Origin of the sequence: Ensifer sp. ENS02 (assembly GCF_014851885.1) — a bacterium.
Taxonomy (GTDB): Bacteria; Pseudomonadota; Alphaproteobacteria; order Rhizobiales; family Rhizobiaceae; genus Ensifer; species Ensifer adhaerens.
Map to the genome: position 1 here is coordinate 17,505 of NZ_JACVAO010000025.1, position 20,989 is coordinate 38,493.

General features: G+C 61.7%; 19 protein-coding genes and 1 pseudogene. 10 read left to right on the forward strand and 10 right to left on the reverse strand.

All coding sequences use genetic code 11. The features are described from left to right. Positions 1-219 precede the first annotated feature (219 nt). On the forward strand, positions 220-2,790 hold the full coding sequence (locus tag IB262_RS32465) for an SH3 domain-containing protein (protein ID WP_112975625.1): 2,571 nt from the start codon (positions 220-222) through the stop codon (positions 2,788-2,790). A gap of 198 nt (positions 2,791-2,988) precedes the next feature. Here the strand turns inward: IB262_RS32465 and IB262_RS32470 are convergent, their stop codons facing one another. After that, positions 2,989-4,179: a DUF882 domain-containing protein gene (locus IB262_RS32470; protein ID WP_051659394.1), complete on the reverse strand. Its 1,191-nt coding sequence runs from the start codon at positions 4,177-4,179 to the stop codon at positions 2,989-2,991. A 397-nt stretch (positions 4,180-4,576) separates the two neighbouring features. Here IB262_RS32470 and IB262_RS32475 point away from each other — a divergent pair, with 397 nt between their 5' ends. Further along, the gene (locus tag IB262_RS32475) at positions 4,577-4,909 is read left to right on the forward strand and encodes a hypothetical protein (protein WP_060581389.1); all 333 of its coding nucleotides are present in this window, start codon (positions 4,577-4,579) and stop codon (positions 4,907-4,909) included. 110 nt (positions 4,910-5,019) lie between these two features. On the opposite strand, the gene IB262_RS36540 is transcribed toward IB262_RS32475, so the two are convergent. Beyond that, positions 5,020-5,142, reverse strand: a complete 123-nt coding sequence (locus IB262_RS36540; RefSeq protein WP_255382254.1) for a hypothetical protein — start codon at positions 5,140-5,142, stop codon at positions 5,020-5,022. A 262-nt stretch (positions 5,143-5,404) separates the two neighbouring features. Here IB262_RS36540 and IB262_RS32480 point away from each other — a divergent pair, with 262 nt between their 5' ends. From IB262_RS32480 to IB262_RS32490, 3 genes are all read left to right on the forward strand, one after another. Beyond that, on the forward strand, positions 5,405-6,076 hold the full coding sequence (locus tag IB262_RS32480) for a response regulator transcription factor (protein WP_192494334.1): 672 nt from the start codon (positions 5,405-5,407) through the stop codon (positions 6,074-6,076). Next, positions 6,076-7,413, forward strand: coding sequence for a HAMP domain-containing sensor histidine kinase (locus IB262_RS32485; protein WP_192494335.1), 1,338 nt, complete (start codon positions 6,076-6,078; stop codon positions 7,411-7,413). Before IB262_RS32480 ends, IB262_RS32485 begins: the two co-directional genes overlap by 1 nt. 226 nt (positions 7,414-7,639) lie before the next feature. After that, positions 7,640-8,479, forward strand: a complete 840-nt coding sequence (locus IB262_RS32490) for a DUF3313 domain-containing protein (protein WP_244497306.1) — start codon at positions 7,640-7,642, stop codon at positions 8,477-8,479. 17 nt (positions 8,480-8,496) lie between these two features. Here the strand turns inward: IB262_RS32490 and IB262_RS32495 are convergent, their stop codons facing one another. From IB262_RS32495 to IB262_RS32515, 5 genes are all read right to left on the reverse strand, one after another. After that, positions 8,497-9,312 carry a carbohydrate ABC transporter permease gene (locus IB262_RS32495; protein ID WP_060581391.1) on the reverse strand — a complete coding sequence of 272 codons (816 nt, stop codon included), beginning with the start codon at positions 9,310-9,312 and terminating at the stop codon, positions 8,497-8,499. Next, positions 9,309-10,253 (reverse strand): sugar ABC transporter permease, encoded by a 945-nt coding sequence (locus IB262_RS32500; RefSeq protein ID WP_034798110.1) that lies wholly within the window; start codon positions 10,251-10,253, stop codon positions 9,309-9,311. The genes IB262_RS32495 and IB262_RS32500 overlap by 4 nt, the downstream gene beginning before the upstream one ends. Beyond that, positions 10,250-11,281 (reverse strand): aldo/keto reductase, encoded by a 1,032-nt coding sequence (locus tag IB262_RS32505; protein WP_192494336.1) that lies wholly within the window; start codon positions 11,279-11,281, stop codon positions 10,250-10,252. Before IB262_RS32505 ends, IB262_RS32500 begins: the two co-directional genes overlap by 4 nt. Before the next feature lie 67 nt (positions 11,282-11,348). Further along, complete coding sequence (locus IB262_RS32510; protein WP_192494337.1) at positions 11,349-12,689, reverse strand: sugar ABC transporter substrate-binding protein; 1,341 nt, start codon at positions 12,687-12,689, stop codon at positions 11,349-11,351. A 293-nt stretch (positions 12,690-12,982) separates the two neighbouring features. Beyond that, positions 12,983-14,188, reverse strand: coding sequence for an MFS transporter (locus IB262_RS32515; protein WP_192494338.1), 1,206 nt, complete (start codon positions 14,186-14,188; stop codon positions 12,983-12,985). A 166-nt stretch (positions 14,189-14,354) separates the two neighbouring features. Between IB262_RS32515 and IB262_RS32520 the strand changes: the two genes are divergently transcribed. Beyond that, positions 14,355-15,257, forward strand: coding sequence for a LysR family transcriptional regulator (locus IB262_RS32520; RefSeq protein WP_060520301.1), 903 nt, complete (start codon positions 14,355-14,357; stop codon positions 15,255-15,257). A gap of 161 nt (positions 15,258-15,418) precedes the next feature. Continuing rightward, positions 15,419-15,805, forward strand: a complete 387-nt coding sequence (locus IB262_RS32525) for a helix-turn-helix domain-containing protein (protein ID WP_244495197.1) — start codon at positions 15,419-15,421, stop codon at positions 15,803-15,805. Between the two features lie 30 nt (positions 15,806-15,835). Here the strand turns inward: IB262_RS32525 and IB262_RS32530 are convergent, their stop codons facing one another. Further along, positions 15,836-16,465 (reverse strand): flavodoxin family protein, encoded by a 630-nt coding sequence (locus tag IB262_RS32530; RefSeq protein ID WP_192494340.1) that lies wholly within the window; start codon positions 16,463-16,465, stop codon positions 15,836-15,838. Positions 16,466-17,130: 665 nt separating this feature from the next. Between IB262_RS32530 and IB262_RS32535 the strand changes: the two genes are divergently transcribed. Beyond that, a complete protein-coding gene (locus IB262_RS32535) occupies positions 17,131-17,631 on the forward strand; it encodes a DUF1801 domain-containing protein (RefSeq protein WP_060643687.1) in 501 nt (166 codons plus the stop codon). 103 nt (positions 17,632-17,734) lie between these two features. Here IB262_RS32535 and IB262_RS32540 read toward each other — a convergent pair whose 3' ends face one another. Next, a complete protein-coding gene (locus IB262_RS32540) occupies positions 17,735-19,213 on the reverse strand; it encodes a hypothetical protein (RefSeq protein ID WP_192494341.1) in 1,479 nt (492 codons plus the stop codon). Positions 19,214-19,412: 199 nt separating this feature from the next. Beyond that, entirely contained in the window at positions 19,413-20,114 is a 702-nt protein-coding gene (locus IB262_RS32545; RefSeq protein WP_192494342.1) for a DUF899 domain-containing protein, read from the reverse strand. Between the two features lie 175 nt (positions 20,115-20,289). Here IB262_RS32545 and IB262_RS36185 point away from each other — a divergent pair. Both IB262_RS36185 and IB262_RS36190 read left to right on the forward strand, forming a co-directional pair. Beyond that, positions 20,290-20,556, forward strand: a pseudogene (locus IB262_RS36185) (helix-turn-helix transcriptional regulator); the annotation flags it as partial. Positions 20,557-20,562: 6 nt separating this feature from the next. Next, positions 20,563-20,916 carry a helix-turn-helix transcriptional regulator gene (locus IB262_RS36190; RefSeq protein WP_246802792.1) on the forward strand — a complete coding sequence of 118 codons (354 nt, stop codon included), beginning with the start codon at positions 20,563-20,565 and terminating at the stop codon, positions 20,914-20,916. Positions 20,917-20,989 lie beyond the last annotated feature (73 nt).

The following is a 20,989-nucleotide window of genomic DNA, read 5'->3' on the forward strand; positions in this document are numbered from 1 at the left end:
GCGGAAGAGTCCTCACGATCGCGAGGCGCGCCGGTGCGCGCCAGGATTTCGTGCTGCGCAGTTGCACCTATCACCGAATGTGCAATGATCCTGAAATTGAACGACTTTAACCGGCTGCGAACGCGGGCGACTTTGTCGTGGCGGTCCGTTTTTTTTCAGTAGCACTCCAGCATGCAGGGACTTCGAACAGCTTAGACACCCCAGGAAGGGAATGTGATCATGCGTAGACTTCTTGCGTACCTGACGATCGCTTCGTTCTTCTCAACTTCAGCCTTTGCAGATCCCGCCATCCTGACTGCAAATGTGAACTTCAGGGTGGGCCCGGGAACCGGATTTGACGCCATGCGCGTGATCCCCCAGGGCGAGGAAGTCGACATCAAGGAATGCGACGCAGAAGCCTCCTGGTGTGCCGTGAGTTATGCCGGGGCAAATGGCTTTGTTGCCGGCAAGTATCTCAACCAGTCCGATGCCACCGCGCCGGCCTGGCCAAGGATGTTCAACACCGAAAAAGGCGCGACGATCACGCTCTTCCAGCCGCAGATCACGTCCTGGAAGGATTTCAAGGAGCTCGAAGCCCTTGTCGCGACCGAGCTCAAACCGTCCGCCGACGCCAAGCCGATCTATGGGATCATCGGGCTTTCGGCCAAGACTGTGGCCGACGAGGCGACGGAGAATGTTACGCTGACGGATGTTCGCACCACGCAGCTCGATTTCTCCGCACTGGACCGACAGCAGCTCGCTGACCTCGCGCTCGACATCGGCAAGCTTGTCCCGACCGATCCGATCGTCGTGTCGCAGCAACGCCTGGCGGCAAGCCTTGCGGACTTCCAACGCCTCGCCGATATCCCCGATATCAAGGCCGATCCGCCGCCGATCTTTGTCAGTGAGACGCCGGCCATCCTGGTGCAGACGGACGGCAAGCCGGTGACGGCTCCGGTCAAGGGCGTTGAGGGCCTCTCCTTCGTGGTCAATACGAATTGGGACCTCTTCAAGGTGGATCAGGCGGCAGACTACTATCTGCGGAGCGAAAAGAACTGGCTGACAACAAAGACCTTGGAGAGCGGTTGGGTTGAAGCGGCATCGGTGCCGGACGTCTTTTCCAAGCTACCGGAAATCGACAACTGGAAAGGGGTAAAGGCCTCTCTTCCGCCCACGCCCTTCAGCGATAACCAGGTTCCGAAAGTTTTCTATTCGGAGAAGCCGGCGGAGCTTCTGATCTTTGAAGGAAAACCGGCCCTCGAACCGATCGCGGGCACCGGGCTGGATTGGATTTCCAATACGAGCAGCTCGGTGTTTTTCCATCGGGCCAGCAAGACGTGGTACACGCTTCTTTCCGGACGGTGGTTTTCTTCAACGGCACTCGAAGGTCCCTGGACCTTTGCCACGCCTGACCTGCCCGATGATTTCGTAAACCTGCCCGACGACGCCGCTTACTCGGCTGTGCGCGCGTCGATCCCCGGCACGTCCGAAAGCGCAATGGCGCGTCTGCGGGCGAGCATTCCGAAGCTCGCGCGGGTTTCGACGGATGGATCGCTGAAGGTGGACGTCCACTACAATGGCGAGCCGAAGTTCGAGCCGATCGAAGGCACGTCCATGTTCTATGCCGTCAATGCCAACGAGCAGGTCATCAAGGTCGCGGACAAGTATTTCGTCTTGAAGGACGGCATCTGGTTCGTCGGCGATACGCCGACCGGGCCCTTCGCCGTTGCGCGCGCCGTTGCCGATGAGATCTACACGATCCCATCGTCGTCTCCGGTCTATAACGCGACCTATGTCCGCATCTACGATACGGAACCGGATGCCATCTGGTACGGCTACACACTCGGCTATCTCTATACCTACCTTGCCTGGGATACAGTCGTCTGGGGCTCGGGATGGTACTATCCGCCTTATTGGGACTATTACGACGATGATTGGCCGTATTATCCGCCGCCGATCAGCTACGGGTTCGGCGCCTCGTACAACCCGGCCTATGGCACTTTCGGGCGCTATGGCTACGCCTATGGCCCGGAAAGGGGCCTGGTCTTCGGCGCAGCCTATAACCCCGTCACGGGGACACGGTTCCGCGGCGGCGCGGTGGCGGGTCCCGGTGGCGAGCGCGGTTTCATTTCTGCCTACAATCCACGCACGGGCAACGCGATGGTCGCGCGGGGCGGGCAGAATGTTTACGGCTCCTGGGGCAGTGTAGCCGTCAAGCACGGCGGAGAGTTCGCACGCATCAGCGGCGGATCAACCGGGAGTGCCGGCGGCCTGCGCTGGCGCAACTCGGAAGGCGACAAGGGCTTTATCGCCGGCAGCAAGGGCGGTGACGTTTATGCCGGCCGCGATGGCAGCGTCTATCGCCGTCAGGACGGCCAATGGCAGAAGCACACGCCGGATGGCTGGCAACCGGTTCAGAGGCCGGACGGGGAGAACCTGCGCAAGGCCGCCCAAGGCGCGGCATCCAACCGGCCCCAAGCCACACAGCGTATCCAGAACCGTGCCGAAACGAGACCCGCACCGCGCCGCAACCAGCAGGTTCGCCAACGGGCGCCGGATCATCTGTCCTTCGATCGCGCCGGACGGCAATTCGGCAACCAGAACGAACTGAGCCGCAATTATGGGCGGCTTTACCAAGAGTCCGGCCGGAACTTCCAGAGCTTTGACCGTGGTCGCGGCGGCTACAGCGGCGGCGGCTTCCAGGGTGGCAACCGCGGCGGCTTCCACGGAGGTGGTGGTCGCGGCGGTGGAGCTGCTTTCCGCGGCGGCGGTGGCGGACGTGGTGGTGGTGGCGGCGGCCGCGGTCGCTGAGAAAACCGGGCCGCTCGGGCGAACTTTCTCGAGCGGCCGCGTTACAAGACGTGGCAAAAGGTGTGCGGGGTCGCCGCTCCTTCGGCCGAAAAGCTTGGCGTGATCATCGGGCCGTCTGCCGCTGTGACGCCGGCCTTGGTGGCACGCCGGACCGGCCGGTCGAACCTTAAGCCGAGATGGTGACAGGTGCTTGCCGCATCAACCGTCCGACCAGAAGCGCTCCTTGTTGAAGCTCTTGTTTTCCTTACCAGCCTGGGACGCCCGCTTTAGAACGCGCGGTGTATCGTCGGCGCTTGCCACCGAGAGCTCCAGGTTCGCCGGAAGTGCCAGACGCTCAAGCTCCTTGGCCGGCGCAAGCGCCCACTTGAAGAGCGCCGCGTCGCGAATTGTCCACTCGGCATTTGTAGGCGACGGGCCGGTGAGGCTGCTTTCGCCTGCAGCTGGATGGCGCATCATGCCCACGCCAAGCGCAACCTTGAACGACGAGGAGGGAATGAAAGCCGAGACGTCTGTGGGTAGCGCCCGCTCGGGCGTGGGGACGGGCGTCACGGTCGCGGCGGTAGCCGTGGCGCGCAGCGTCGGCAGCGGCACGGTGATCGCCGCAAGGTCGAAGAACGGCGACTTTTCGGCTGCTTCCTTCCGCATGGTCTGAAGCTCGAGGGCTTCTTCACCGCGGCTCTTGCGCGTGGGAAGCATCGCGGTCAACAGCGTGTTGCCGGCCGGTTCTCCGCCCTTCAGTTTGGCTGGGCCGGCGCTGTTTGCAGCGACGATCGAGGTGGCCTTGACCCGTCGCTTGTAGTCGGCCATCGCCTGGTCATACCCCGGCAAAGCCCCGCCGCTTGCCGGAAGGTGGAGTGTCTGCCCCTTCGGGAAAATGCGGGCGAGTTCCTGGCGCGACATGCGCGGCCACGCCCGTACGTTTCCGACGTCGAGATGTACGAAGGGAGATCCTGACGTCGGGTAGTATCCCACGCCGCCGACCTGCATCTGCATGGCGACTTCCCGCAGCCGGGTGAGCTTCACGCCCGGAATATAGAAGTCCATCGCCTTTCCCAGCATGTGCTGGCTGTTCTTGGCGACCCCGGTGCTGCGGGAGCGGCCGCGCAGCATGCTGTTGGTGGCGGGCGAGCGGTAAGCCGAGACGACGTTGATATAGTCCTTCCCACCGGCGCGCTGATAGACCTCCCAGACAAGATCGAGAAGACGCGGGTCCATGCGGGCGGGCTCGTTCCGGCGCCAGTCGCGCAGGAAACGATTGATCTGCGCGAGCCCCTTCTGGTCGTACTTGCCGTCACGCTTGAAGGTGATCGTCGCGCGTTCGCCGGTGTGCGTGAAGAACAGCTTCAGCGACCGGACTTCTGCCGACGACGCCGTGCTGGTGAAAGTCATGGCGGATGCTGCAAGGGCGGTGATGGCGGCCGCTCGAGCGGCCCACCGGGCAATACGCTTCACGCCTCTGACGATGGCAGGCGAGGCAGGCTCTGGATACGCAGTTACAGGATACTCAGACACAGCGGCTTCCGATTCAATCGAGGTACAATCCACCGGCGGCAACGGCCGGCGGCTCGGCTCTTCGACGGAGATTATGGTCAACAAAGGATTAAGAAGCGGTTGATGCCATCCGACGTGCGTCCCCGGTGATGAATTTCCGCGATGTGCATGGATTTCAGGGCCTCGGCTTGCCCTTACGTGAAGGTGTTGGCTCTTGTTTTCCTCAATCTATACATTAGTTACCATGAATGGATTGGTCGGTTGCACCGCGGTACTTGCATAGCCAAGGTGTCCCATGAAAAGCACGAAAGACGTCATCGCCGAACTGACCCGGGCCGCGCGCGACGTTCACATGCTGACGGAGGGCGAAAAGCTCCGTCTTGTCTCCCGGGCCTATGTCGCGATCAAGGAAGGTTGGGAGCTGCTCGGGCAGCCCAATCGCCTCAGCGAGTCTGCCGAAACGATGGACATCATCCGCGCCGGCGGCATGCCGGTATATCTCTATGACGATGAGATGCGGGCAATCCTCCAGGAGGCCGTCAAGGTCATCAGGCAGATCGAAGCGGCGATGGAAGCGAAGAACACCCCGGCACCCACATCCGGCGAAGATAGCAACCAAGGGTCGTGAATGGGCCCGAAGCAGTTCGAACAATGTTGTCCGCCGTCAATCCGCGCGGCGACGTTTTGACTGGCTGGATCGACCAGATCGCCACGTCGGGGATCTGATCCGTTGGCGCGCTACATCGCAATTCGATCGGACGTCAGGATCAGAATGATCGCCGGGCCAGCCAGGAAGGCTGCGAGGAAAAGTGCCGACAGGATCGAGCGTATGAGGAAGCGCAGCAGGGGCCCGCGGGTCATCGAGCGGCCCTATGCTCATGGCGCGAACTAACAGTTTTCAATCCCGACCCGGAAGGGCGCTCCACTTGTGACGTCGTCATGCTTCCTGCCTTTCCGGTTCGTTGAAGGCCGCGCCTATCACTGCTGATACGAGCGAGGGCGGCTCGATGCGTGTGCTAGCTCTGAACGATTGCAGCAGTGTTACGTTCGGCTGCCCCGTGGTTTCCGTAATGCTGCTGTAATTCTTGCGGCAGATTCGAAAGGTCGAAGCCATGGGGTGCCGATGCGGATACTGCTGATCGAAGATGAGAGGGAGCTGGCGGCGGCACTGGCTGTGGCGCTCAGCAAATATGGCATCGTCATCGACCATACGACCCATCTCGCCGATGCAGCCGAACTTGCGCGTCAGAATGACTACGGCGCTATTCTTCTCGACCGCCGCCTGCCCGACGGTGAAGGGCTGAGCTTCATCCCGCAATTGCGCCGCATTGGCCAAGACGCGCCGATCATCGTCCTGACGGCACGCAACGAGCCGATGGAACGGGTTGAAGGTCTCGACACCGGGGCGGACGACTATCTCGGCAAACCCTTTCTCGTCGAAGAACTGATGGCGCGCCTGCGCGCCGTGTTGCGCCGCCCGGCTGCGCTTGCTGAGCTTCAGATCAAGCTGGGACGAATGGCGCTCGATCCGCTGAACCTCACCGTGACCGTCGATGATGTGAAGCTTGACGTCCCAAGGCGCGAACTCTTCGTGCTCCAGGCCCTTGCGAGGCGCCGGGACAAAACCGTTCTCCGCTCGACGCTCGAAGCAGCGGTCTACAACTACGAAGAAGAGATCCAGTCGAACGCGATCGACGCCCACATTTCAAGGCTGCGCAAGCGCCTGGCGGATGCTGGGGCCGGAGTTTCGATTCACAACATCCGTGGGGTCGGTTACCTCCTGAAGGAAGAGTGATGGGTCAGACGACAGGACGCAATCCGTCGCTCTGGTGGCGGCTCAGCTGGCAATTGAGCCTCGTCATCATCGCCGTCGTTGCCTCGGTGATCATCGGGCTCTGCATCTGGGCAACCACGATCATGTCGCCGAACACGGCCATGGAGGGGACGGTCGTCTCGGTCGTGTCCCGTGCCGTAGGCCGCGGAAGCGATGGTCAACTGCAGCTTTCCGAGACCCATGACCTGACGACGCTCAAGGCGCAAAACAGCGCATTGTGGTTCGTAGTCGCCACCACCAGCGGTGCCTTCGCGTCCTATGGATCCGTTCCGCCCGCCTATGCCGCGCTGCCCTCGGTAATCCACCTGTTCGACGAAGCGGATATCAGGGGGGCCGCAACCACTGGCGAGATTGCGACGATCGAAAACGCGAAGACGCCGGCTGGCGAAGTCCGGATTCTGTTTGGCGGCGTGGCGGACAAGGGTTGGGGTGCCCTGGCTCTCTTGGCGAAGGCCTATCCAATCTACCTGTCTTTGATCGCCAGTGCCCTCCCGGCGATTTTTCTTGCCGTTCCTCACATCGTCGGGCGTGCTCTCGCGACGGTGAGCGAGGTTGCCGACGAAGCATCGCGGATCGATCCGCGCCTCCACGGGACGCGCCTTCCGCTCGCAGGAATCCCGAACGAAGTCGCCCCGGTTCTGATCGCATTCAACGGCGCACTTGAGCGCCTCGAGGACGAGTCCAGAAAGCGGCGGCGCTTCCTGATCGATGCGGCCCACGAACTGCGAACCCCCATTGCGATCATGCAGACGCGCATCGATGGCATGCCTGATGGCCGGGAGAGAACGCGCCTGATGGATGATGTCGCCCGGCTCGCAGAAGCGGCAGAGCAGCTTCTGGACTTCGAGCGCAACGACCGGGCGCTCGTTCTGGACGAGCCGATGGATCTGGTTGACATCGCGCGATCGGCGGTTGCCGATCTCGCTCCGTTGGCGATAGGGGGTGGCTATCAGGTGTCTTTCCACAGTGACGTGGAAACGCTTGCGCGAAAGGGCAATCCACCTGCCGTGTTGCGCGCGGTCACGAACCTCGTCCGAAATGCGATCGATCACGGCGGCAATTCGGGCATGATTGCCGTCTTGGTCTCAAGCGATGGGCGCGTGGAAGTTTCCGACGAAGGACCGGGCATACCTGCCGAGCATCAGGAACTCGTCTTTGAACCCTTTTACAGGGTTTCTCCCAAGGACACGGGCGCGGGTCTTGGTTTGAGCCTTGTAAAACAGGTGGCTTCAAACCACGGGGGGCGTGTCAGTCTCACGAGTTCAGCGAGCGGAACCAAGGTGGTCGTCCACCTCTGACCGCGAGAGGCGTGGGATTTAGGTCGCGGTCACCGCCGCGCCCATGCTTGAAGGGTTTTCGAGACACCATCCCTTCGGTGTCAGCTCTAACCTGCTTGTAATTCTGTAGCAATTGTCCATCCCCAAGGTCGCCGTTGCATGTCAACGGAGATCATTAAACGTGCTAAAAGAATATTTTATTCAATCGCTTGCCTGGGTTTCTTCATCGCTCGTCCCGGCCGGCGCGGTGGCGCTGGCAGGGCTACTCTCGGCAACCCTGATCGGATGCCAATCGGTTCCATTGAAGGAGGCGGGGACTTTGACCTCCTATGGCAAGCTCGGTCCGTCGAAAGGCATGGTGGCCAAGAAACGCCTCTACGTTGATGGACAACGTCTGGTCGACGTGAAAACCGTCCGCATCGCGCCAACGACGTTTTCCTTTGCAGCCGCCTCCAAGATCAAGTCCGATGCCGATCGCGATTTGGTTTCGAACGCTCTCGATCGGGCGCTCTGCGTCGCGCTCAGCGACAGGTACCAGATGGTTCCTGCCAATCAGCCTGCTGATCTGACGGTTCGCTCCGTGATCGCCGATATTGTCCCGACAGACAAGGCGCTCGCAGGGGTTTCCACGGCCATCACCATTGGTACGGGGTTCGTCCTGCCCGTCAGCGTGCCGCGATTGCCTGTCGGCCTGGGAGGCTTGGCTGTAGAGGCCGAAGCGGTCGATGCCAGCGGTCTGCAAAGTGCCGCCATGCTTTGGGCGCGTGGTGCAAATTCGATCCTCGACAAGCCCCGTGTTTCGGAAGTTGGCGACGCCTATAGCTTTTCGACGAAATTCGCCGACGCGTTTTCGCAGGTGCTGATTTCCGGCAAGGAGCCGAAGGCATTGAATATCTCGCTGCCGACCCGGCAACGCATGCAGTCCTGGTTGGGTGGCAAACCCAAATATGCCGCATGCGATGCCTTCGGTCGGGCACCGGGCCTGGTCGGCGCGATAGCAGCCAAATACGGCGCGCCGCCTCAATGGACCGACAAGAAACCAAAAGCTGCGGCGCAACAAGCGTTCAACTCTCCTATTGCGCGATAGCTTGCGGTTGGCGATCCTTATTTCACCCCGCCATGGGCAAGCCCGCTCACGAGGTAGCGTTGCATGAACAGCGCGACCAGATAAACCGGCGCGATGCCTGCCAGGGAGGCGGCTGCCATCTGGCCGAAATTCACCAGACGGTCGCCCTGGAAGAGCGAGATGCCCACCGGCAAGGTCCGCGTGGCGTCGGAGAAGGTGAAGGCGGAAGCAAACAGGAACTCGTTGTAGGACAAGACCGTGACGATGATGAAGGTCGCGACGATGCCGGGCGCGATGATCGGCACGACGATCTGCAGCAGCGTGCGAAATGGACCGGCGCCGTCCATCGCCGCTGCCTGTTCGATCTCGATCGGCATCCGGCGCAGGAACGGCATCAGCAGCCAGAAGGCGACCGGCACGTTGGCGAAACCATAAATGAGAATCAGGCCGGCGCGCGTATCGAGCAGTCCGGTTGTCTTCAGCAGAAAAAACAGCGGGATCAGCGCTACGATCGGCGGCGCCATGTAGCTCGACAGCGTTACGTCCGACAGCCATTTGCCACCGATCTTCAGCCGCAGGACGGCATAGGCCGACGGCAGCGCCAGCGCGATGGTGACGAGGCCCGAAACCAGCGACACGATCACGGAATTCAGGATGAAACCGAGGATGTTGGCCGCGTCGAAGGCCGCCGGCCAGTTGGCGAGCGTCGGCATCGTCGGCCAGAAGCGTCCGTTGAGCACGTCGTCCTTCGTCTTGAAGGAAACCGCGATGAGATAGAGGAAAGGCAAGGCAAAGAAGCTGACGACCGGCGCTGTCGCAAGGCCGAGCCACAGATGTCGCGCGGCGGGTCTCACAGCTCTCGCCTTTCGAAGTGCTGGTGCAGCCGTACGACGGGCAAGGTCACAAGCCCGATGACAAGCGCATAGATCATCGTTTCGGCCGCGGCGCGGCCGACGTCGAACTGTTCGATCGCCCGCCGATAGATGGCAAAGCCGGCCGATGTCGTCGCAAAGCCCGGTCCGCCGAAGGTCAGGATGTAGATGAGGTCGAAGAGCTTGAACGACAAAATGAGCTTCAGCAGATAGATCGACGAAAGCGGTGCTGCGACCAGCGGAAGTGTGATGTGCCAGAAGCGCTGCCAGCCATTGGCCCCGTCCACCAGCGCTGCCTCGTGAACGCTGTCGGGTACCGTGGAAAGAGCCGCAAAGCAGAGAATGACGATGAATGGCGTCCATTGCCAGAGGTCGGCGGCGCCGATCGCCAGCCAGGCGAGCGTCGGGTGACCAAGAAAGGAAATCGGCTCGGAGATAAAGCCATAGGTGATCAGGGTACCGTTCAGGAGCCCGCCTGCCGGCGCGAAGATCAGCTTCCAAGCGATGCCGACCATGACCGGCGGGGTCATCAGTGGCAGCAGAACGAGGCTCATCAAAAAGCGGCCGGCCTTCAACAGGGAAGTGAAAAGCAGCGCGATCAGGAAGCCGAGCGCAAGCTGCACCAGCGAGGTGGCAAGTGCATAGGCGACGCTTCTGCCGATGGCCGCGAGGAAGATCGGATCCTGAAGCGCCGTTGCGAAGTGCTTGATGCCGACGAAGCCGCGGAACGGCTTTCCAAGCGTGCTCTTGCTGAAGGCAAGCGCCAGCAGAAAGACAGTCGGGTAGAGCGTCGTGACGATCAGCGCGACGAGGACCGGTGCGATCCAGGCCAACCGTGCGAGACGCGCCCAAAAGGCGTGGCCGCGCCCGGCAACACCCGCCGCGCCGGCGGGTTCCAGCACCTCGACGGCAAAGGTGGTCATGCGGCCTCGGCCAGATCCGGGCGTGTCGGCCCGCTGCCGGCCCGGGTGGCCAGCAACATGTCCTCGATATCGTCGAGGTCGCTGGGCGTGAGCGCAAGGGTTGCGGCATCGATCCAACCGTCGATCTGCAGCGGTTCGCGCGCGCCGATGATGGCACCGGTGACGCCGGGCCAGGAAATCGCCCAGGCCGCAGCGATCGCAGCGACGGTCGTTTTGTGTCGCGCGGCAATCGGCCTCAAGCCTTCGGCAAAGGCCAGGTTGCGGTGAAGCGCTTCGCCCGAAAATTCCTCGTCGCGCGATCGCCAATCGTCGTGCGGAAGGGCCCGGGCGCGCGCCGGCGTAAAGGCGCCGGTGAGCAGGCCTGATTGCAGTGGGCTGTAGGCGATGACGCCGCTGCCATGCGCCTGCACCCACGGCAGGTCTGCTCTGGCGAACTGGCGCTTGATTGCCGAAAAGGGCGGTTGCACCACATCGACGGGCGCCACCGTTGCCGCGCGCTCCAGAAGCGCCCGATCGTGGTTCGAAAGCCCGATGGCCCGTACCTTACCCTCTTTCTTCAACTCCGCAAAAGTCGCCCAGTATTCCTCGACCGGCGTGTCGTCATTGGCAGGCCAGTGCACCTGGTAGAGGTCGATGACATCAACGCCGAGCCGCTTCAGGGAAGCCTCCAGCTCGCGGCGAATGGATTGGGCATTGCCGATGCGGGCGGGAAGGGCGTTGCGGTTGTCCGGGTCCCAGATCAGCCCGGCCTTGGTGAAGATCAACGGACGTTGGGAGCGTGGGATGGTCGAAAGCGCCTCGCGCACGATCTGTTCGGAATGGCCGAGGCCATAGACGGGCGCCGTGTCGATCCAGTTGATGCCGCGCTCGACCGCATGACGGATGGCGGCGATCGACCGGGTATCGTCCTGACTTCCCCATCCCCAGCCCCAATCGGGCCCACCGATGGCCCAGGCGCCGAAGCCAACGGGCGTGATGTCGAAATCGGTTCGGCCGAGCCTGCGTTTCGGCAAGGATCTTGCGCTCATGGTCTTTTGCCTCGTTTCAAAAAAAGTGGCGGGGCGGCGCCGGGAGGAAGCGCCACCCCGCAAGCAATCAGCCGTTGGTCTCGATGATTTCGGTCCAGGCCTGGTGGGCATCGGCGATCGCCTGTTCCGCGCTTTTGGTGCCGGCGAGCGCCAGGGCCAGTTCGTCGGTCAGCGCATTTTCGAGTTTTGGCGCATAGACGGCGGTCGGCCAGGCCAGGCTGTTTTCCAATGCGCCATCATCGAGCAGCGGTTGCACCAACGGCTGGAAGTCTCTGAAAATCTTAGATTTCAAGCCAGACTGGCGGTCCGGGTCGATGCCCGAGCCGGTGAGCACCAGAAGCTCCTGGTGGTAGTCCTTGCCGGTCGCAAGCTTGATCAGGTCCCAGGCGACGTCCTTGTTTTTCGATCCGCTGGTGATCGCAAAACCGAAGCCGGCATTGAAGGCGAGGCGGGGTGTTTTGTTGCTGCCGCCGACGGGAATGCGCGTCACCCCCCACTTGTCGACGATCTTCGAGCCCTTGGGGTCCTGTGCATAGCCGCCGAGATCGGTCCAGAAGTCGATCTGTGCAGCCTTGCCGTTGAGAAACGCGGGCAGCCCTTCTTCGAAGCGGGTTTCAAGTGGGGTCGGCAGCGCATGGGGAGCCGACGCAAGCAGCGACTTCAGGGCTTCGACGGCCTCGGTGCTGTCGAGCGCCGAGGTGCCGTCCGCCTTCAAGAAGTTGCCGCCGAAGCCGGTGAGCCGGTTGGCATAGGTGGAAAGAATGATGACCGGGATCTTCGCGCCCAGAACCGCAGCACCATAGATGCCGTTCTTCTTTTCCGCCTCGGTGATCACCCTGGCGTTCTCGTTGTATTCGTCCCAGGTTGCCGACGCCTTCAGGCCGTAGCGATCAAACAGCTCGCGGTTATAGAACAACAGATGGCTGTCGCCGTCATAGGGCAAGCCATAGCGACGGCCGTCATGCAGCGTGTACTGGTCGTAGATGGTCTGGATGAAGTCTTCCGGCTGGATCTCGGCCTTGTCGCGCTCGATGAGATCGGTCACGTCCTCGATCACGCCATCTTCGGCGAGCTGGCCCTTGTAGGTATAGAAATAGTCGATGACGTCGAACTGGTTGGCGCCCGACTGCACGTCCAGCGTCGCCTTGACGCTGACCTGGTCGTAGGGCACCGCCGTGACGTTGACCTTGGCTCCGGTCAGCCTTTCGAAATCCTCGGCAATTTTCTTGCCGGTGACGACATGCGGCTGGATGATCAGGAGATTGACCGTGCGGCCGGCATATTTGTTGCCGGACGCAAGGGCGGTCGAGGAGGCAAGTGGCGCGATGAAGGGCAGGGCGCCGGCAGCCGCGAGCGATTTCAGCACGCTGCGGCGGCGATAGGCCTGGCCGAAAATGGAACTGGACATGAGATCCTCCGTCGAAATCTGGGCTGGCCAGCGTTGTCATTCGTTGCAGGCGGAACGGGTCCGGCGCACGTGTTGTTGCCAGCATCATGCGTGAGAATCCTGGGCTAATACACATATAGTCTATGTATTTTATGTAGTAGTGCGGAATGATTTTGCTTCTCTCTCCCCCCGGCCGGAGTAGGAAATTCCTCAAGCGATTGTTTCTGATCCGCCGGAGCCGGGACGAAAGCCGTCCCGGTCCATCCGGTTGCGCACAGATGGTGAGTGCGATCCGCTCGATATATGTCCGATGATCAGTCAGCCTTAGCAGTGGCCGCACGTTGGGCTTTCAATCCGAGCAGAATTCCGAGGGACGGCAGGATGCCCGCTACGAGCAGGTTGGAGCCGAGATCGAACTGATCGACAATGCGACCGCCGGCAAAGGATCCGGCGGCAATGGCGATATTAAAGATTGCGACGAACAGCGCCGTTGCGACTTCAATGTCGGAGGGTGCCGACTTCATCATCCAGGTTTGCAATGAGACCGAGACGCCGCCATAGGCGATGCCCCACAAGATGAGGACGACCGCACCGCCAAGAGCGGAGTTTCCGAAGAGAGCAAAGCCGAAGAGGACAGCAGCAAGGGCACCGGCAATGCACAGCAAGGTCGCGCCGGTACGCCTGTCGGCGACAGGGCCAGCAACAAAGTTTCCGCCAATACCAGCGGCTCCATAGGCAAACAGCATGAGCCCGACCCATTGTGTGCCGATGCCCGAAACAACTTCCAGAAGCGGACGTATGAAGGTGTAGGCCATGAAATGCCCCGCAACGAACAGGAACGTGATCGCCAAACCAAGCTGGATCCGGCGGTTCAAGAGCTGATGGCCAAACTGGCTGAGCCGGACGGACTGGTGGACGGGCAGCGCAGGCAACGCACAGAGATTGACCACAAGCACGATCGCACAAAAGACCGCCATCGCGGCAAACGCGAAGCGCCAGCCCGCCGCGTCACCGATCATGGCTCCGACCGGAACGCCAAGAACCGACGCTGCTGCAACGCCGCCGAAAATGATCGCCGTTGCGACACCGATCGATCGGCCCGGAACCAGCCGTAGCGCAAGGCCTCCGGCAACGGCCCAGATGCCGCCCATGCAAAGGCCGACAATGATACGCGCCGCCAGGAGCAAACCGATCGTACTGGCCAGCGCCGAAATGATGTTTGCAACAACCAGCAGCAAGAGAAGGGTGGTCAGGATGCGCCTTCTGTCGATCCTGCCGGCCAAGAGTACCACGGTGGGCGCAAAGAGCGCGGCAAGCAACGCCGGCAGCGAGAGCGTCAAACCGGCGGTCCCCATCGACGTTTGAAGGTCGTCTGCGATCGGCGTCATTAACCCAACGGGCAGCATCTCCGTCGTCACGACGCAAAAGGTCGACAGGCCGGCGGCATAGACCGGTAGCCAATTCTCCCGGTCAGGGCCTCCCTTCCTTTGGAGTCCGTCGGTTTCTTCCTGGAGTTTCATCTAATTGCCTCTTTCATTTTGGGGCGAGGCACGTTGTGGCGCCCAGCCAATCCTTCATGTCCCGTTGCCGGGACGTTGCGAGGCATTCTTTACTGTTTCCGATATTCAGATAAACTTCGGCCTTATGGAAACAAAAGGGACGAATCGTCCCCAATAGGATCTTGCGATGCTGGACCATCTCGGCGATGTGCGCGCCTTTGTTCGTGTCGCCGATGACCAGAGCTTCACCCTGGCGGCGGAGCGGCTCGGCCTCTCCCGTTCCGCGGTCGGGAAATGTGTCGCACGTCTTGAAGACAATATGGCAACGCGGCTGATCCATAGAACAACGCGTAGCGTCAGCCTCACCGAGGAGGGCCAGCTCTTCTACGAGCATGCGATCAGGATCCTGTCAGAAGTGGACGACGCGGAGTTCGCCTTGGCACAACGGCACCAGGCCCCAAGAGGGCGCCTTCGCATCGATGTGCCGATCGCCCTCGGTAGGCTGCACATTCTGCCCGTTCTCCAGCGCTTCCTGAACCGTTGGCCCGAGGTGGAAGCGGAGGTTTCGTTTTCGGATGAGTATCGCGACATCGTCGGCGACGGCATCGACGTTGCCGTTCGTATCGGCGGGCCCACCGACAGTCGCCTCGTGCGGCGGGTCCTGGCCTCTCATCGGCTCATAACCTGCGCTGCGCCGGAGTATTTAAAGCGGCGCGGAACGCCGCGCACCATCGACGAACTGACGCGCCACGACAGGATCGGGTTCAAGCACGCAGGCGGACCGGTACCGTGGCATTACAGGGTCGGCGGCGGAGACCGGGACGTCGGTGTTCAGGGAAACTTGCGTCTCGGAAACACCGAGGCCATTCGCGACGCTTGCCTCGCCGGAACGGGCCTTGCGCAACTCGGCGCCTTCCTGGTGGGCCGCGACATCAGGGAAGGCAGGCTTGTCCCCCTGCTCGAAGAATTCGAACGCGACGAGCCGCCTGTTTGCGTCGTCTATCCGACACGAAAGCACGTTTCTCCAAAGGTCCGCCTTTTTATTGAGGCCATCCGAGCGGAATGGGCGGCCGGTGCGCCCTGGGCGTAGCCCGGCGCGCCCTCATGCCTTCGGCTGTGCTACTCGCAACTTGTGGGGCGCGATCACGCGCACTACCTGTGAGGGGTGAAGAGCGGCGGCCGCAACGGCATGTCCTTGAGGTGATGATGAAACTGCCCCCGCAAGCTGGAGCCCCGCCTGCGAGCAATCCCGTGTTCGACGCATCCTGCTCGGCTCGGCATGCGCTCGAACTGATATCGACGAAATGGGCGATCCTCATCATGTCGGCGCTCGCGGCGGGCCCGATGCGCAATGGCGCGTTGCTGCGCAAGATCGAGGGCATTTCGCAAAAGATGCTGACCCAGACGTTGAAGGACCTCGAGCGCAACGGGTTGGTGCAGCGTCACGATCACCAGACGAACCCGCCCCATGTCGAGTACAGTCTGAGCTCAGTCGGCCTGTCTCTCAGCGAAACGCTCATCAGCCTCGACCGATGGGCGGAGCGGAACTTTCCGGAGCTTGATTACTTCAGGGAGCAATACGATGCGGCCGCGAGCGAGGCAAAGGCGGCCAGGCGGCGGAAGGTCCGCCTGGCCTAGCCGAAAGATATTGCGCGCACGCAAGACGGCTCACGCCCAGACGCGACCTGATCGCGGCGTGTCGATCTGGTAGTCGGAGGTGTGAGCGCTGAAGAAGTTCCGACCGAACACGCGTGCCCGTCCGATCGGGTCACTCGGATCGCGGCAAATATCTGTGCGTGCGTTGCCATGGCCATGAACGACGCCGACGAAGGTCGAACGCGTATAGCGGCTGAATTCCTGGAACTGATGCTGCGGGCTGGACGAAACGGTGGGGTAGGTCTCTTCTGAGCTGAGGACGAGGCCGATCCGTTTTCCAGTCATCTGCGCGACAACGGACGCCGATTGTGGATGCGACGCGGCGACGTAGCAGAACATTCGATCGAAGAACCCCTTCAACTGCGCAGAGACGCCATACCAGTAGATCGGGCTTGCGGCGACAAAACCGTCAGCGGGAAGGTAGGAGCCAAAGAACGCCCGCCGGAAACCGTCGTCGATCGCGCATTCGCCATCGGGCATACGACATTGGCGACAGTCTCTAAGCAGCGCCGACAGGACGTCGTCGACATGAACGGTCTCGACCTGATGGCCCGCCTCAAGCAAACCATCGGCCACCGCTTTCGCCATCGTCGTGGAGTTTCCATCGCGCCGCGGGCTGGAGCAGAGAACCATTGCCTTCATCGATATCTTCCTCAAGCAGCGGACAACCTGGAAAGGGAAACTCCAGGGCTTGGCTGCAGGCCTATCGGGCGCAGAGGCCACCTACAAGTACGCACCTTGGGGTGCCTATGTTGCGGGTGCTTTCGCTCTTTCGCTATTCGGTTCGGGCCGCGACGGCCAGTTCGGCACATGCCGGGTAGAGGCGCTTGCTGGTGACAAGGGATCGCGGCCGTGGCCTTGGGCCCACGTGGCAAATCGACCGGAGCAGGCTGCAACAGCGCGCGCAGCCGTGTCGGCAGAGCGTCTTTTCAGTTCAGCAGGTCTACAGCCGTTTGGGCATGGGTGTTGTCCGGCGGTCAAGGTGTTGGTGGAGAGCACGCTCGAGATCACGAATGATGGCTCGTCACGAGAGCCGCTGCCGCACAGGTCGGGATCGCAAGGGGATCCGGACCGTTTGCATGCCATGACCCTACGGCTGTGGAGGGATGCCGTGCCGATGGCCAATACCTGGCGAAGCGGCTTTCTGATCGAGTTGCGGCCCGCAATGCAGCTGACACCGGAGGTTTATTCTTGACCGATGCATAGCTGGATGGCTATGTATCGTGCTTAGCCATTTGGTATGGGGCTCCGCGCCCATCACGGTGGATCCGACCCTGAACGAACTGACGGAACAGTCGAGGTCCGGGATGTCTGAGAAGAAAGTCGGAAAGAACGCACCGAAAGCCGCTTCCCTTGCGCCACGCTCAAAGATCGGACGCAAGACGCCGCCGACAAAATCGGCCGATGGCGTCGTCCTTCTAACCGGCGGCAATCCGCAGATCGCAAAGGGCTACGGAAATGCGCCGGTGCAGCAGTACATCGCTGCGATGCCGGGGTGGAAAAGCGATCTAGGCAAGCGGCTGGACCGGCTGGTCGTCAAGACCGTTCCCGGCGTCGAAAAAGCGGTCAAGTGGAACTCTCCCTTTTATGGCGTGGAAAAGGATGTCTGGTTCCTCAGTTTTCATTGCATGACGAAATACGTGAAGGTCGCTTTCTTCCGCGGGGCGCAATTCAGCCCCTTACCTCCCGGCACGTCAAAACAGCCGGATGTTCGTTATCTCGACATCTATGAGACGGACGAACTCGACGAGGCGCAGTTCATGGATTGGGTCAAGCAGGCCAGCGAACTGCCGGGCGAGAAGATGTGAAAGCGTCGCCGCAGATCCTTCGCCGCCGGGAATGGCCGGGCCAACGGATGTCAGCGGCCACGGCGGCGTACGGCCGCGGCCTTGCCTCCCCACAAGCTGCTTCTCAATCGGCATTGCCCACCATGAGTATCTTCATGACGGCGGCCATTGCCGGGTCGGTGCCAGCGGCATAGTCGGCAAAGCTCGTGGAGCGCGCGACGTCTGGCTGAAGGGGACCTGCCGGGACGTCGTAGACGTAATTCAGCAGGAAACAGGTCCTGATCTCCGACAGGCTGCAACCGTGTTGCCAGTCGTGATAGGCCGTCGAGTAGCGGATGGTGATCTTCGAGTTCGGCAGAACCGTGCGGCCGCCTTCGCCCCAGAACTGCAGCCGGTCTCCTATCGGCTCGCCGACAAGTACCGTGCGCGGGCCGCCGAAGTACTTCAGTCGCGCCGCCGTGCTGATCGCGGCCGAAAACGTGTTCGCGCTGGTCAGCACAAACAGCCGTCCCTCCGGCGGCAGGATGGCCGGGAGCCTTCGCGAGAAATCGGCGGTCAGTTCGTAATTGCCGCCATTGTTGAACCGCAGGTCGACGACTGCATTGCGTATCGGTTTTTTCTCAGCTTCGTCCAGCACCTTGGCGAGCCCCTGCGACAGGCCCTCCGGCGTCGCATCCCTGACGCGGTTGATCTGGATGTAGAGAAGATCGGGCAAGGGATAATGGTGCCAGACATTGGCGTCGGGGCGCGTGAGATAGGCCGGTAGCGTGACACCGTCGAGCACGTGCCGCCACCCGGCGCCGCGACCGGTCTGTGACAAGGGGCTGAAATCGCGTCGTGGCCAGACATGGGCGTTCAAGGGTTCCGGCGCACCGGGCGTGGCGACAAGAGCGATTTGCGCTGCGCGTCCATCCGCGCGACGGATGAAATAGGCGCTTTCCCGCGGGCTTTCGGCAAGGCCGGCGGCATGGAGCAATTCCGGCGAAATCGCGACATTCGGGACGAATTCCTTGGCGAGATTGGCGGGGCCGCCGAAATAGGGCCGAAGCGCATCGACAAAGGCCTCCGTCGCTCTTCCATTTACCTCAAGGATCTCTCCGCCCAAAAGGTGCGATTGCTCGCCTGTCGTGGCGATCACAAACAGGCCGTCGGCAAACCAGCCAAGCCGGATGGGAACCGCATTGAAGCTGTGACCTCCGACGAGGCCGACCACGCTGGTGTGCCCATTGTCGGCGAGCGCGACCGCTTTTGCAGCCGCGATCGCCAGACCGGCGCGGTCGAGATCACCGGCCCGTTGTTCGATCACTTCGAGGGCATCGGCAAACGCGGCCTGGGCGGTCGGCGAGAAGCTGCGGTCGACCTCGATCAGGCGCCGCAGATGGGCAAGGTCCTGCCTGTTGCGCTCCAGTTGCGAGGTCGCGGCCGGAAAGTCGCTTCGGGGATAGCTCTTCAGCGTCGGATAGAGAATAGCCGCAAGCGGCGCGACCAGCAGGAAAAGCAAGGCGGCAAGCGCTATCGATGCAATCCGAACGCCGCGCCGCCGCCAAAACCTGTTGCCTCTCGGCGCCGGATCTTCCTTGCCGATTTGAGTCTCGTTTCCCATCGATTGCGGCCCCCAACAGCGCCCCTCTTCAAGGCGCGATCCATCCCCACATTCAGCGCTCCAGCCAGGGCCGGCGATATTCCTTCAGCATCGCGCCCGAGCCCTGTTCCGGCCCGCAGCAATGACGGAGGTCGGACAATCGGCAAGACAAGACGTAGGAACGGCAGCACGACAATTCCATGCTCGCCGGCGGGGAAAATCAGAAGGCCGGTTCGGTCCCGTATTCGTCGTGGCGCCGGTTCCAAACGTAGGGTTCGGTCTGTGGCCATCCCGCGGGAGACACTTCCCATGTTTCCTGGCGACCGTAGGGCGTCAGGTCCAGATACGTCCACATGCTGCCGAGATACTCGACGCCACGTGCACCGTTGAAATAGGTGCGGTAGATATCGTCGCCGTCTCTGAGGAAAACGCTGACGCCATGACGATCGCTGGTCCTGGTCGGGTCATCCGGGTCGGCGACCGTGGCCCCCATGTCGTGGTTGAAGTCGCTCGCCATGGACGAGTACCAGACCGGGTGCTGCCACTGCATCCGGGCCTGATATTTCTGCAGCTTCTCGAGCGGCGCGCGCGAGATCAGCACGATGGACGTATCGCGTGCGTTGAGATGCGCCGGGTGGGTCATCGCGTCCACGACCCAGGAACAGCCGTCGCAGCCCGCCTTCCATCCGGGCGCGAACATGAAGTGATAGACGATCAGTTGCCGCCGACCATCGAAGAGGTCGGCAAGGCTTAACGTGCCCGTGGGGCCTTCGAACGAATAGTCCTTGTCGATCCTGACCATCGGCAAGCGCCGTCGCTCGGCGCTCAAGTCATCGCGTGCGCGGGTGAGGGCTTTCTCCCTGGCAATCTGTTGTTCGATTGCGGCTTGCCACTCATCAATTGAAACGATCTTAGGCAACATTCTCAATGATCTCCCTTCTTGGGCAACTTGCGTGGGGGCATCGTTGCAACGCTGAACTCCGATCGGCGACGTCCAGCCAACCGGCTCGGTTCGATTGCTCCCGAAAAGCTCTCAATCCGATCTTACCGGCGCGGTCTCCGTCGCATCTGGCTTCAATATGTTGTAAAACCATAACATGTCAAGCAAGCGGGAAGAAGTCTCGGTTTTCTGGGCATTGGCCCAGGCGCAGACCACCGACATGCTCTGCGCCGCCTTTTCAGACATGGATCGCTGTACCGTCATGCAGCATCTGAAGGTGCTGGAAGAGGCCGACCTGATCATCGTCAGCCGGGCAGGACGCGAGCGCTGGAACTATCTCAATGCGCTGCCGATCAAGCGCATTCACGGCCGCTGGATCAGTGAACATGCCGCCCACCCGGTGACCATTCTCGACAGACTGAAACCCGGCATGCCCGAAGTGCGTGCGGCCCTTCGTTCGGGCCTGCGCTATGCCGCCGAAGAGATCGTGGCGCGCGACAAATACCAGCAGAAACTGACGCCGGCAAAGGTCGCGCTCGAGCTCGGTATTTCCGTGCGCCAGCTGCATGTCCTGTTCGAACACGCGGAATTGACCTTCGCTCGCACGCTGGCATCGATGCGGACTTCGCAGGCGCGGCGGCTTCTCGTCGAGCGGCCCGCCTTGCCCGTCACCGAGGTCGCCTATGCCTGCGGATTCGATAGTCTTGCAAGGTTTTACCGACTTTTCACGGGCGCTTACGGGATGGCGCCGGGCGAATTCCGGGCGGCAGGCTCGCTCCATTAGTCCCGGGCGGATGCCTGCCTTGACGTAAGGCCGGCCTCGGCGTCGGATCAATCCGGTTGCCAAAAAGCCATAA

Bases quoted from the DNA above. Each gene is read 5' to 3' on its own strand.
- IB262_RS32530 (WP_192494340.1), bottom strand. From the start codon at position 16,465: ATGAAGGCAATGGTTCTCTGCTCCAGCCCGCGGCGCGATGGAAACTCC.
- IB262_RS32485 (WP_192494335.1), top strand. From the start codon at position 6,076: ATGGGTCAGACGACAGGACGCAATCCGTCGCTCTGGTGGCGGCTCAGC.
- IB262_RS32510 (WP_192494337.1), bottom strand. From the start codon at position 12,689: ATGTCCAGTTCCATTTTCGGCCAGGCCTATCGCCGCCGCAGCGTGCTG.
- IB262_RS32535 (WP_060643687.1), top strand. From the start codon at position 17,131: ATGTCTGAGAAGAAAGTCGGAAAGAACGCACCGAAAGCCGCTTCCCTT.
- IB262_RS32465 (WP_112975625.1), top strand. From the start codon at position 220: ATGCGTAGACTTCTTGCGTACCTGACGATCGCTTCGTTCTTCTCAACT.
- IB262_RS36540 (WP_255382254.1), bottom strand. From the start codon at position 5,142: ATGACCCGCGGGCCCCTGCTGCGCTTCCTCATACGCTCGATCCTGTCG.
- IB262_RS32520 (WP_060520301.1), top strand. From the start codon at position 14,355: ATGCTGGACCATCTCGGCGATGTGCGCGCCTTTGTTCGTGTCGCCGAT.
- IB262_RS32515 (WP_192494338.1), bottom strand. From the start codon at position 14,188: ATGAAACTCCAGGAAGAAACCGACGGACTCCAAAGGAAGGGAGGCCCT.
- IB262_RS32470 (WP_051659394.1), bottom strand. From the start codon at position 4,179: ATGACTTTCACCAGCACGGCGTCGTCGGCAGAAGTCCGGTCGCTGAAG.
- IB262_RS36190 (WP_246802792.1), top strand. From the start codon at position 20,563: ATGCCCGAAGTGCGTGCGGCCCTTCGTTCGGGCCTGCGCTATGCCGCC.
- IB262_RS32480 (WP_192494334.1), top strand. From the start codon at position 5,405: ATGCGGATACTGCTGATCGAAGATGAGAGGGAGCTGGCGGCGGCACTG.
- IB262_RS32475 (WP_060581389.1), top strand. From the start codon at position 4,577: ATGAAAAGCACGAAAGACGTCATCGCCGAACTGACCCGGGCCGCGCGC.
- IB262_RS32545 (WP_192494342.1), bottom strand. From the start codon at position 20,114: ATGTTGCCTAAGATCGTTTCAATTGATGAGTGGCAAGCCGCAATCGAA.
- IB262_RS32500 (WP_034798110.1), bottom strand. From the start codon at position 10,253: ATGACCACCTTTGCCGTCGAGGTGCTGGAACCCGCCGGCGCGGCGGGT.
- IB262_RS32540 (WP_192494341.1), bottom strand. From the start codon at position 19,213: ATGGGAAACGAGACTCAAATCGGCAAGGAAGATCCGGCGCCGAGAGGC.
- IB262_RS32505 (WP_192494336.1), bottom strand. From the start codon at position 11,281: ATGAGCGCAAGATCCTTGCCGAAACGCAGGCTCGGCCGAACCGATTTC.